This is a genomic window from Archaeoglobus sp. (assembly GCF_017656475.1).
GTDB lineage: Archaea > Halobacteriota > Archaeoglobi > Archaeoglobales > Archaeoglobaceae > Archaeoglobus.
The window spans coordinates 1-11,983 of the sequence record NZ_JACDNT010000041.1; the positions used below are offsets into that span (position 1 = coordinate 1).

General features: G+C 47.7%; 12 protein-coding genes. 8 read left to right on the plus strand and 4 right to left on the minus strand.

Annotated elements, in window-relative coordinates:
* The first annotated feature begins 70 nt into the window (after positions 1–70).
* Positions 71–475: a DUF22 domain-containing protein gene (locus H0Z19_RS09935; RefSeq protein WP_290726235.1), complete on the plus strand. Its 405-nt coding sequence runs from the start codon at positions 71–73 to the stop codon at positions 473–475.
* 43 nt (positions 476–518) lie between these two features.
* On the opposite strand, the gene H0Z19_RS09940 is transcribed toward H0Z19_RS09935, so the two are convergent.
* The 4 genes from H0Z19_RS09940 to proS all read right to left on the minus strand — a co-directional run bounded on the left by H0Z19_RS09940 (position 519) and on the right by proS (position 5,908).
* Positions 519–2,726: an amino acid permease gene (locus H0Z19_RS09940; protein ID WP_290726236.1), complete on the minus strand. Its 2,208-nt coding sequence runs from the start codon at positions 2,724–2,726 to the stop codon at positions 519–521.
* 78 nt (positions 2,727–2,804) lie between these two features.
* Positions 2,805–3,827 (minus strand): bis-aminopropyl spermidine synthase family protein, encoded by a 1,023-nt coding sequence (locus H0Z19_RS09945; RefSeq protein WP_290726238.1) that lies wholly within the window; start codon positions 3,825–3,827, stop codon positions 2,805–2,807.
* Position 3,828: 1 nt separating this feature from the next.
* Positions 3,829–4,167: an adenosylmethionine decarboxylase gene (gene speD / locus H0Z19_RS09950; protein WP_290726239.1), complete on the minus strand. Its 339-nt coding sequence runs from the start codon at positions 4,165–4,167 to the stop codon at positions 3,829–3,831.
* 325 nt (positions 4,168–4,492) lie between these two features.
* A complete protein-coding gene (proS, locus tag H0Z19_RS09955; protein WP_290726241.1) occupies positions 4,493–5,908 on the minus strand; it encodes a proline--tRNA ligase in 1,416 nt (471 codons plus the stop codon).
* Positions 5,909–6,071: 163 nt separating this feature from the next.
* On the opposite strand from proS, the gene H0Z19_RS09960 reads away from it, so the two are divergent.
* The 7 genes from H0Z19_RS09960 to trpA are packed head-to-tail and all read left to right on the plus strand — an operon-like array spanning position 6,072 to position 11,927.
* Positions 6,072–6,749 carry an indole-3-glycerol-phosphate synthase gene (locus tag H0Z19_RS09960; RefSeq protein WP_290726242.1) on the plus strand — a complete coding sequence of 226 codons (678 nt, stop codon included), beginning with the start codon at positions 6,072–6,074 and terminating at the stop codon, positions 6,747–6,749.
* The gene (gene trpD / locus H0Z19_RS09965) at positions 6,746–7,708 is read left to right on the plus strand and encodes an anthranilate phosphoribosyltransferase (protein ID WP_290726244.1); all 963 of its coding nucleotides are present in this window, start codon (positions 6,746–6,748) and stop codon (positions 7,706–7,708) included. The genes H0Z19_RS09960 and trpD overlap by 4 nt, the downstream gene beginning before the upstream one ends.
* Complete coding sequence (locus H0Z19_RS09970) at positions 7,687–8,922, plus strand: anthranilate synthase component I (protein WP_290726245.1); 1,236 nt, start codon at positions 7,687–7,689, stop codon at positions 8,920–8,922. Before trpD ends, H0Z19_RS09970 begins: the two co-directional genes overlap by 22 nt.
* Entirely contained in the window at positions 8,919–9,455 is a 537-nt protein-coding gene (locus H0Z19_RS09975; protein ID WP_290726246.1) for an aminodeoxychorismate/anthranilate synthase component II, read from the plus strand. The genes H0Z19_RS09970 and H0Z19_RS09975 overlap by 4 nt, the downstream gene beginning before the upstream one ends.
* The gene (locus H0Z19_RS09980; RefSeq protein ID WP_290726248.1) at positions 9,445–10,044 is read left to right on the plus strand and encodes a phosphoribosylanthranilate isomerase; all 600 of its coding nucleotides are present in this window, start codon (positions 9,445–9,447) and stop codon (positions 10,042–10,044) included. Before H0Z19_RS09975 ends, H0Z19_RS09980 begins: the two co-directional genes overlap by 11 nt.
* On the plus strand, positions 10,031–11,191 hold the full coding sequence (gene trpB, locus H0Z19_RS09985) for a tryptophan synthase subunit beta (protein ID WP_290726250.1): 1,161 nt from the start codon (positions 10,031–10,033) through the stop codon (positions 11,189–11,191). The genes H0Z19_RS09980 and trpB overlap by 14 nt, the downstream gene beginning before the upstream one ends.
* Complete coding sequence (gene trpA, locus H0Z19_RS09990) at positions 11,178–11,927, plus strand: tryptophan synthase subunit alpha (protein ID WP_365892695.1); 750 nt, start codon at positions 11,178–11,180, stop codon at positions 11,925–11,927. The genes trpB and trpA overlap by 14 nt, the downstream gene beginning before the upstream one ends.
* The last annotated feature ends 56 nt before the right edge of the window (positions 11,928–11,983 follow it).

The following is an 11,983-nucleotide window of genomic DNA, read 5'->3' on the forward strand; positions in this document are numbered from 1 at the left end:
GATTGAACAAGTTAAAGAAGAGATTGGATTGAGGATTGTGTAAGCACCCTAAATCGTTTAGGTGATTACCATGAAGATCAACATGAAATACTGGGTGGATAAATTGGGTGGCAGAAAGGAGAGAGCGGAAATTGAACTGAAACCTTTCGGCTACAGAATGGTACCCATAACACAGTGGAAGACGCTCATTGCAAAGGAAGCAGTCGAGGTGAGGAGAGGAAAGCCGTGCATAATTGAGATAAAGCCTTTTTCAATCCCCGGTGACACCATGGTCGGGCCCTTGCACATAATGAGGCATGCACTTGGCACCGTTCTTGACGTTGTGGAGTGCGGCATCCCCCGTAGAGTGGAAGACGAAAAGTGTATAAGTAAAGTCCTCTTTCTCCCTGTGGAGGATGGAGTCATAAAGGATGGGGACATTGTTGCCGTTATCACTGAAATGGTGCTTGCCTACTACCTTGCCTTCCATTCATGATGGAGAGATCTTGCAAACTTTATGGTTCACATCTCCCGCAACATTATCGGTTCAGCAACCCCACCCACTTTCTCGTCATCGCAACGGTCTTTGAAGTCTTCATAACAACCTTTTCCGGAAACAGACCTGTGAGGAAGTTTTTCAGGAAAGTTCTCTCCGACGCTCCGACAATTACCAAATCAAAATTCTCAGCCTCTCTTGCAACGACATCAGAAGGAGAGGAGCTAACGGTAAATTTCCTCTCAACGTTAACTCCCTGCAAAACCTCCATTGCCTCCTCAAATACTTTCTCCGCCTTCTCCCTCTCCTTCTCTGAGCCGACGTAAAGCAGCTTTACCCTTCCGTTTTTATCCTCAACAAGCGCTCTCGCTATCTCGTAACCAAGCCTGGCGTGAGGGCCTCCAATTGTGGATATTAAAACGTCTTTAAACTCTGGAATCTTTTCTCCAGGTTCGAACCTTATCACCACAACGTCGCACCTTGCCTTCAAAAGGACAGGATCGATTGTGCTGCCGAGAACCACATCCCGCCTGAATGTTCTCCCTCTCCAGCCCATGACGACCATGTCAGCCTTCCACTCCTCTACCGTGCTCAGAATTGCCTCAGAAACGGAATGACTTACTTTGACTACTCCACCAGAGGGAATACTCAGGTTCATAAGCTCCTCGACAAGTTCTTTGGCCTTCTTCACTTCTTTTGCCGGTGCTGAAATTGGCGTCTGTGGGGGAAGCTTTACTGTGTTGAGAATCACAACAGAACCGTTTTTCTTTCTTGCAATGAGCTCCGCAAACCTGACCAGCTTTTTGGCGATTACAGGATTCGCGACCGGAACGACTATTGTGAAATCGCTCTTTTCGATTGGTCTCTCGGTGAAGACGGTAAGAATCTCCTCTTCCTCCCTTTTCTCCAGCTCCTTCTCAGAGTATGCAAAATAAAACAGCGAACCGAGAAACATCCAGGCGATCGTGATAAGGAAAACACTCTCTCCATGCTCCACCTGTGTTATGAGGAAGTACGACACAACCGCGAGCAGAATAGCAGCAACAGCTGGTAGTACTGGCACAAGGGGAAGGCGGAACTTGCTCTGAATATCCGGCCTCCTCAGCCTCAGAATTATGAGCGTGACGTTTACCGCAAGAAACAGGATTATGAACATAAGGCTCGCTGCAGAAGCCACGGCTTCTATAGGGGCGAGAGATGCTGTTGCGATGATGACGTAGCTGAAAAATATTGCGTAGTGCGGTGTTCTCGTTCTCTCGTTGATTGCTGAAAGGGAGCGGTGCAGGTAGCCGGAACGGCTCAGGGCAAAAATTACCCTTGAAGAGGAGTAAATCGTGGCATTCATAGCACTGATTGTTGAGATAAGACCGCCTGCAAGTATCATCCATCCGCCGAGAGGCATAATGCTGTCAGCAACCTTCACCAGGCTCAGCTCTGCAAGCTGACCGAGATACATCCAGCTCGGAACATCAGCTCTAACAGCACCGAGCAGGGAGAAGGCTATGAGGATGTAAATCCCCACAGCCACCCAAAGCGAAACCACAATCGCTCTTGGAATGTTTCTCTCCGGGTCTTTGACTTCCTCACCGCTCTGGACGATTATCTCAAACCCCTCAAATGCGATGAAAGTCAGCCCCATTGCCGCGAGCACTCCAGCTACTCCTGTCGGAAAGAAGGGTGAGAATGAAGAAGGCCAGTCCGGATAGCCCAGCATTTTGACAATCCCAAATCCGGCAAAGACAAGAAGAATGAGGACTTTCAGGACGGTCACAAGGCTTCCGAGAAAACCACTCTCCTTCGCGCCCTTGTAGTTCACGAAGGCGAGAAAGCTCACCATTGCAAGGGAGGATACCTTGGCTGTTAGTTCATGCGGGACTGGCAGGCCAATGAATCCCACAATCATCTCCGCGAAAAACGCTCCAAAAGTTACGGCATAGAGGGCACATGCTATCGTGTGTGCGGCCCAGTCAATCCAGCCTGCCATGAATCCAGCATAATCCCCCATTGCCTCTTTAATCCACAGATATCCTCCACCCGCCTGGGGCATTGCAGAACCGAGTTCGGCGTAAGCTAAGCCGGTGAGAGTCGCAATTATTCCGTTGAGAAAGAATGCGAGAATGATAGCCGGACCGGCAATTCCTGCAGCGATACCTGTAAGGGCAAAAACGCCTGCACCAATCATCCCGGCTATCCCGATCATCGTTATGTCGAAAAAGGAAAGGTCTCTGCTGAGCGAAACCTGAACCTGCATCAGGGCCTGTAAGGCTTTCAAAATATAAATTTGCCGATACTCGCCGATTTCAGATTCAAAAATCTGAAAAGGATAAAATTAATATGGAGTTGCCCAGCTCTCGTCGTCCTTGTAAACTTTCTCGTCGATTATCATCTCCCCTTCCACTAAGGGTTTTGGTTCTTTTACAGCCTCAATTCTGAAAAGCGTTGAGTTGTACCAGTTGAAGTCAACCTTTGCCTTGAGATGCTTCACTATCGGGAGCTTTTCCTGAAATCTGAAGAAGTTTTTCTCGTCTTCAGGGTAGATGTTGAACCTCCTTCTGAGGTCGGTGATAATGAAGCCCATCTCGTGGATCATTCTTTGAATTTCGTACCACTTCTTTCTTGAGGCTTCAAGTGTAGTGATGCCAAAGTATCCGGCCCCACCAACTCCCTTAAGCGTTGAAACGCCTCTCGAAAGGAAAAGCTTCAGTCCGGGAATCGTCTCAACTGGATCAGTCACAAACACGTCAAATTTCCTCTTAAGTTCGTCAGGGAATGCCTGCTGCACATCGTACACAAAAGCTTCGACGTTGAGAGAATACTCTTCAGCAACATTGTTGATGAAGTTAATCAGCCTTTCGTCAATATCAACAACAACAACCTTCTCGGGCATTCCCGTTAGCGAGGCGGCGATGCTGAAAAGGTCGTCGTCACCAACGACAAAGATTCTTCCATTCAGGTCTCCCCTGTCGTAAACAAATTCGACTCTCCTTATAACACCTTCAGGGCTGATGAAACCCTGGTCGTAAATCTCTACTGTTTCAGGGCGGTTCTTCGCTATTTCAGAGTACTTCTTTAGGATTTCCTGAAAATAAGAGTTGATAGCCAGCCCTGTTCCATCGCAGCTATCGCATTCCACTTCTCCACAGTACTTTACTCTCTCCCTCTCAGCAATCTCCTTGCCCTTCTCCGTTATCCTTACTCTTCCGTTCTCTACTTCAATTAACCCCTCATCCTTTAAAGAATTGAGCAGCTCAAAGAACTCCCTCAGTGAGGAGTCCTGGTAGTAAATGAGCTCGTAGACGCTCCTTTCTCCCCCGAGGAGCTTTTGCAGTATCTGCCTAACAATTCTGTCCATTTTATCCCCTGTCAAGAACGTAGTGGCGATACGACTCAGGTTTGAACTTCTCAAGGAACAGCTTAAAAGCCTTCTCGACCTTCTTAGTGTCGCCGCACGTGAAAATGTCGAGGTTAACAAGCCCGTATTCAGGCCAAGTGTGTATAGAAACGTGGCTTTCAGCAATCAAAACAATCCCCGTGACACCATGGGGATTAAACTGTTTGTAAACGCTGCCTACTTTCGTAAGCTCTGCTTTATCCACCACCTCCTCGACAATGGAGCGTACCACCTCCTCCTTGGCAATAAGCTCCTCCTTCACCCCGTACAGTTCTGCGATAATATGCCGACCGACTATCATCGCCATCACCCTCCATTTTTATCACCTCCTGACGGAAATATCCGAATTTAGAGCGTTTTCCACCCTTTATGCCAGATTTTATCAGGGTTGCTCTATTTGTAACGAAACCACACGAATTTGACTGGATATAATCTCATGTCCTTTGACATTTAAATTTTTCGACGGTTTTAAACAGTTTTCATAAGGGAAAAATTGAGCTGAAAAGTTATAAAAAGACAGTTTTGAAAAATTTCTGTTATATTTTAATTGTTTTGGCTGAAAACTGGATTTCTAACTCCTTTTTTGGCCAGTTAGGAGAAAAAGATATATTTATTGTTCAGATAATTTAATATGTTTTTGCTAATGCCGCCAGTCTGCCCTCTCCACCGCAAACGATGCACTTGCCAGCAGGCTCTAAGTCCAGCCACTCTGGCAACTCCTCAAACCATCCAAGCAGGCTCTTTCCGTACTCTTCAACTTGATGTCCGCAATCTTCGTTGCTGCAGAGGTGCAGAGCAACAACACCGTCCCAATCAGCAATTTCGCCTGTCGTTTCAACGAACTTAACCCTCTCAGCCATTCTTTCCGCTGCAGCCTCCTTCAGCCTCTGCTTAAGCTCCTCTGCCCATTTGAGGATTAATTCCTCGTTTATGCTGTCCAGCGGAACCTCGAACTTTTTCTTCTCATCCCTAAATGAAGCCACAGCAACGCCCTTCTCCGCATCTCTTGGCCCTATTTCGAACCTGATTGGGACACCTTTAAGCTCCCACTTGTAGTACTTTGCCCCAGGCCTCTCTTCCCCACCATCAAGCACAACTCTGAACGCATTTAGCTTATCAGCAAGCTCCTTACAGGCTTCCATAACTGCCTCCTCTTTGCCTTTGTAGAGAATAGGAATTATAACAATCTGGACGGGAGCTACTTCAAAGGGCAAAACAAGACCCTGATCATCTCCGTGAACGCTTATCAAAGCCGCAATGCACCTCTCTGAAATTCCGTAACACGTTTGGTGCGCGTAGTAGTGCTCGCCATTCGGTGCTTCGTACTTTATATCAAAAGTTCTGGCGAAGTGGTCTGCCAGATGGTGGACTGTTCCGATCTGCAGCGTTCTACCATCAGGCATTACGGTATCGAAGGCTATCGTGTAAGCTGCACCCGGAAACTTATCCCACTCAGGGCGGCGTATGACCATATACGGAACGGCAAGAAAGTCGTAGAACTCCTTGTAAAACCCTATGGCTTTTTTTACGTGCTCTGCCGCTTCCTCAAAGTCTTTATGGACTGTATGGGCCTCTTTGAAGGACGTAATTTCCCTCAACCTGATGAGGGGTCTTGTGTGCTTGGTCTCGTAGCGGAATGTGTTGACAACCTGGTAAACCTTCAGAGGTAGGTCGGCGTGGTTTCTAACCCACAGCCTGAACATCGGATACATTGCCGTTTCGCTTGTCGGTCTCAAAGCCAGCTTAACGTCAAGCGGTGTTAAGCCACCATGTGTTATCCAGTAAACCTCATCCTCAAAGCCTTTTATGTGCTCACCCTCCTTGCCAAGCTCCGTCTCAGGGATCAGAGCAGGGAAATAAACCTCATCATGCTCTCTGTCCATGATTTCTCTGAGCTTCGAGTAAACGAGCTGTCTGATTTTAAAGCCGAATGGGAACCAAACGTAGAGCCCCTTAACGGGATACCTGACATCCATGATTTCCGCGACCTGTATGACCTCGTGATACCACTCTGAGAAGTTTTCCTTCGATGGCAGAGTCATCAGAATTGGGAGTTAGATGCAATATTTATTAGTTTTCTAACCACATCTGGAGCTTATTGAGATGTGGATACCGGGCTAAATTTGGCTAAACTTATTTTGCCAAAGCGTAGCAAAAAGTTTAAATACACTAAACAGGAACAATCCCTCATGAAAGGAACAGGTGATGTACTTTGGATTTGTTAACTCATTAAAGAGAGCAAGAATGGATGACAGGAATCCCGTGATTGGGGAGATTAAGGTCTTCTCTCCCCTCCATGGAGACCTTCTGAGGGGTAGAAGGGTTAAGGATGTCCTGACAGCTTACGAAAGAGCCGGAGTGGCAGCGATTTCCTACATCACAGCAGAACAGTTCAAGGGGGATTTCAAAACGCTGAAGAGAATAGTGAAGATAACTGAGATTCCTGTTCTAAGGAAGGATTTTATCAGAACCCGCAAAGAGGTTGAGAGGAGCGCTGAAGCAGAAGTCTCAGCTCTGCTTTTGATTGCAAGGCACCTGAAAGAGAGAACTGTCGAAATGGTTGATTTGTGCAAAGAGCACGGCATTGAACCGGTTGTTGAGGTTCACCACGCTGAGGATTTGACCTACACCGAGAACAGCAGAGTGATTCTGATAAACAACAGAGACATCGACAGAATGGAGAGAGATGGAGGTAATGTTGAGACGACTGCAAGAATTGCTGACAGAGTTAAAGCTTTCAAGATAAGTGGCAGCGGAATAAGCACCATCCGTGACCTGCTTTTCGTCTTGAGATACGCCGATGCCGCTCTAATCGGAACTGCCTTCATGATGGCCGAGGACACGGAGAGTTTTGTCAGAACATTTGTGGAGGCGGGAAGATGATAGGAGAGGTTTTGAAGGGATTAAACTTTGACATGGCCTACGAACTTGCGTTATCAATTCCAGCAATGGATGAGGTCGAGATTGCAGCAGTACTCGGAGCTATTGAAGCTAAAGGGTACGATGCGGAGGCTCTGGCAGGATTTGCGAAGGGTGTGGTTGATGGGGTGAGAATAAACCTCGGCGAGGTCGTGGATACCTGCGGAACTGGTGGTGATAAAGCTGCATCAATTAACATAAGTACAGCCGTTGCAATTGCCCTATCATCTATCCATCCCATTGCAAAGCACGGAAACAGGGCTGTGAGCTCAAAAAGCGGTTCCGCAGACGTTCTTGAATCCCTTGGTGTGAACATAGAGATGGATGAAACAAAAGCGAGAAAAATGATTTCTGAAACAGGCTTTGCTTTCCTGTTCGCTCCTCTTTATCACCAGAGCTTTGCAAGAGTGGTCAGAGTTAGAAGAAAGCTGGCCATAAAAACGATTTTCAACATCATCGGCCCACTAACAAACCCCGCAAATCCCGTTGCTCAGGTTGTGGGTGTTGCAAATGCAGAGCTATTAAGAACCGTCGGAGAGGCCTTATCCATTCTAGGAAGAAGGGGCGTTGTCGTTCACGGAAGCGGGCTCGATGAGGTAAGCCCTTTATATGAGACAAGCGTTGCAGTTATTGGTAAAAACCTCGAATTCTTACGCCTGTGTCCGGAGGACTTTGGTGTTAAGAGGGCGAAGATAATTCCGTGCCAAAGCAGCAATGAATCGGCAAAAAGAATTAAGGCTGTTTTCAGTGGAAACGGACTGGAGGAGGACAGAATCCTTATAGGAATCAACTTTGCAACCGCACTCTTTGCGCTTGGCTACGAAGACCTGAAGGAGAACATGGAAATTTTCGAGGAGAAGCTTCAGAGTGGAGAGTTTGCGAGGAAACTGGAGGAAATCGTATGCAAAAGCACGAGTATGTAGAACCGATAAAACTCTACGCTGTAATAAGAGACGAAAACTACCCATTCATTCTGGAATCAGCGGAGAAAAACGGACGAGCAAGGTTCAGCTACATCTCCTTTAACCCCCTCTACACGATCCGCATTGACAGCAGAACAAAGGTTGATGGAGAGGTTGTGGCAAGAACATCCAACCCATTCGACGCCCTAAAGGAGATACATGTAAAGGGTTTGCTGGTAGGCTATGTTTCCTACGATGCTGTTAACAGCTACATAGGCAAAACTCCCGAAACCCCATCTGTTTTTGGCTGCTACGACGGTTATTTCGTTTACGACCACTACCTTAGAAAGCTTTTCAGCGTTAATATTGAAAACGCAGAGAGAATCGTTGAAAGAGCGAAAAGAATTAGCGTCAAGGGAGAAAAAGGAGTTTCGAGTGTTTTAAAGGCTGGAAGCGAGGAAGAATTCGTAAAGATGGTTGAGAAAGGAAAGGAGCAGATTGAAGAGGGTGAGGTTTACCAGATAGTCCTCTCGAGAGAGTACATCATCGACACAGACCTAAGTCCATTTCAGATGTACGTAAACCTAAGGAAAACGAATTCAAGCCCTTACATGTTCCTACTGGAGTTCGACAGGGCTTTGATAGGTTCGAGTCCGGAAACAATGGGGAGGGTTGAGGGGAGAGAATTCATCATAAACCCGATTGCGGGGACTGCAAAGAGGGAGAGAGGAAGGGAGAAGGAAATCGCCTCTGTGTTGCTTGGAGATGAGAAAGAAAGGGCTGAGCATGTAATGCTGGTCGATCTCGCGAGAAATGATGTTAGAAGGGTCTGCAAACGCGGTAGCGTGAAGATAAAAAAGTTCATGGAAGTCGTTGAGTATCCGAGTGTTCTCCACATCGAGAGTGAGGTTGTTGGAGAGCTTAAGGCCGGCATGACTCATTTTGATGCAATGAAAGCCGCTTTTCCCGCAGGAACTGTTACAGGAGCGCCCAAGCTAAGAGCAATTGAACTCATAGACAGTATAGAGAGGAACAGGAGGAGCGTTTACGCCGGGGCTGTGGGTTACTTCTCTGAGAGTGTTTCCGACCTTGCAATAGCCATAAGGATGATTGAGTTCGACGGAAGGGCGAGGGTGAGGGCCGGAGCGGGAATCGTTGCTGACTCGATCCCGGAAAAGGAGTTTCTGGAGACTGAAAACAAGATTGCAAACGTTTTGAAGGCGGTGGGACTGTGATCGTGGTCATAGACTGTAAGGATTCTTTCGTTTACAACCTCGTGGAGTACATTTCCCTCTACGACAGTGTTAGAGTTGTAGAAATTGATGATGCGGGTAGAATCAGAAAAATGAACTTCGACGGGATAGTCATCTCACCCGGCCCGGGAAAGCCGGACAGAAGGCTCGAATTTCTGTTTAAATTAGGCAAACCAATCCTCGGCGTTTGCTTGGGCCACCAGATGATAGCAGAAGTCTTTGGAGGGAAGGTTGAGAAGATCAGGCCATTACACGGGAAAGTCTCCTTGGTTAGGCACGACGGAGAGGACATTTTCAGAGGCGTGAGAAACCCGTTCAGGGCGGGCAGATACCACTCCCTTGCAGTCACTCAACCTCCAGAAGGGTTCAAGGTAAACGCGAGGAGCGACGACGGGCTGATAATGGGAATTAAGAGGAAGCACATTTACGGCGTCCAGTTTCACCCGGAAAGCGTGCTGACTGAAGACGGGTTGAGGATAGTCAGGAATTTCGTGGAGATCTGCCATGATTGTTAAGATTTGCGGTGTTAAAGGGCTCGAAGAGCTTGAAATCGTTGAAAAGTATGCTGACGCAGCAGGAGTTGTTGTCAAAAGCGACTCGAAGAGGTGCATAAGTTTGGGGAGGGCTAGGGAGATAATCAACTCCACATCGATCCCCGTTTTTGCTGTCTCAACCTCCAGCAGCATAAATGAGTGGGAGGAGATCATCGCAAAATGTGAGTGCAACTACATCCAAGTTCACTCCAGCATCATGCCTGAAGACTTCGAAAAGCTTAAGGAGGTCGTTAAGGTCATGAAGACTTTCATTGTTGACAAAAGCGCTGATGAGATTATCAGGGAGATTGAACTCTACTCTCCCCATCTCATACTCCTCGATTCCGGCTGCGGGAGCGGGAAGAGGCATGACTGGAAGATAAGCAGGGAGGTTTCAGAGAAGTACGATATTCTTCTTGCCGGAGGGCTGAATCCGCAGAATGTCGGTGAGGCTATAAGCGTTGTAAAACCAATGGGCGTTGACGTGTCGTCAGGAGTTGAGATAGACGGTTTTAAGGATGAATTTCTAATTAGGGAATTTGTAAGGAGGGCAAAGAATGAAGTTCGGTGAGTTTGGTGGTAGATTCGTCCCGGAGGTGCTGATACCACCTCTGGAAGAGCTTGAAGAAGCTTACAGCAGATTTAAGGATGATGAGGAATTCAAGAAAAAGCTTGACTACTACCTCAGGAACTACGCTGGCAGGCCTACTCCGCTCTACTTTGCTGAAAATCTGAGCAGAGAGGTTGGTGTAAAAATCTACCTTAAAAGAGAAGATTTGCTCCACGGCGGTGCGCACAAGATAAACAACACGATCGGCCAGGCTCTTCTGGCGAAGTTTATGGGTAAGAGAAGGATTATCGCCGAAACCGGAGCGGGACAGCATGGTGTTGCAACAGCAATGGCCGCAGCATTGCTCGGCCTAAAGGCCGAAATTTACATGGGTGCTGAAGACTATGAGAGGCAGAAAATGAACGTTTTCAGAATGGAGCTTCTGGGGGCTAAGGTGAGGGCGGTGGAGAGTGGAAGCCGCACACTGAAGGATGCGATAAATGAAGCTCTCAGAGACTGGGTGGAGAGTTTTGAGCACACCCACTACCTCATTGGGTCGGTAGTCGGCCCCCATCCTTTCCCGACGATAGTCAGGGACTTCCAGTCCGTAATCGGCCATGAGACGAAGAGACAGATACTTGAAATTGAGGGAAGATTGCCTGACGCAATAGTGGCGTGCGTTGGGGGAGGAAGCAATGCCATGGGCATTTTCCATACGTTCCTCAAAGACGACGTAAGGCTTGTAGGTGTGGAAGCTGGAGGAAAAGGAATTCATACGGGAAAGCATGCAGCATCACTGAGTGCTGGAAGCAAAGGTGTTCTTCACGGAATGCTCTCATACTTTCTGCAGGATGAAAACGGGATGATGCTCGACACCCACAGCATCTCCGCAGGGCTGGACTATCCAGGCGTTGGGCCTGAACATGCGTATTTGAAAGAAACTGGACGGTGTGATTACGTCACAGTGAGTGACGAGGAGGCGCTTGAGGCCTTCAGGATTTTGTCCCGGTTGGAAGGTATAATCCCCGCACTCGAATCGGCGCATGCTGTTGCTTACGCGATCAAAATGGCTGAAGGTGTAGGGGAAGACGGGGTTGTAGTGGTAAACCTCTCCGGAAGGGGGGATAAGGATATTGGCATCGTGAGGGGGGCCAATAATGATAGATAAATCGCTCATAGTTTTCTTCACTGCTTCCCATCCAAGTCCGGAGAAGACTGTCGAGTTCATGCTCACCTCCGCCAACTCAGGGGCGGATGTGATAGAGCTCGGCATTCCTTTCAGCGATCCGGTTGCTGACGGTAAAACGATTCAGGAGTCCTATGTAAAAGCGTTGAGAAATTTCAAGCTGAACCAAGTTTTCGAAATTGCAAGAGCCTTCAGAAAGGAGTCAGAAACACCGCTCGTTCTGATGAGCTACTATAACCCCATTTTCAGACGAGGAGTTAAGGCATTTGTCGAAGAAGCATATTCATCAGGTGTTGATGCAATTCTGGTCGTTGATCTGCCACATGACGAAGCGGGAGAATTCGTGGATGTATGCAGCAATGTTGGAGTGAAAAATGTGTTTTTGGCAGCGCCAAACACGCCGGAAGACAGACTGAGGGCGATTGACGAACTTTCAGCCTTCATATACCTCATTTCAACCTATGGTGTTACCGGGGAGAGAGACAGAGTATCTGAGCTCGCCTTCGAAGCCTTGAAGAGTGTAAAGGGTGTATGCAGAAAGCCAGTGGCTGTGGGGTTTGGTGTTTCAAAACCACAGCACGTTCAACAGCTCATCAAGGCCGGTGCTGATGGTGTGGTCGTTGGCAGTGCTTTTGTCAGGCTGATAAATGAGAAGGGAGAGCAGGCGGCTGAGGACATTAAGGCTCTGACTGAAAGGTTTAAGAGTTACATAATCTGATATATAGGGTCCTTACCAAATCACATCTCAGCCAACCTCTGCAGTACCCTCTTTTC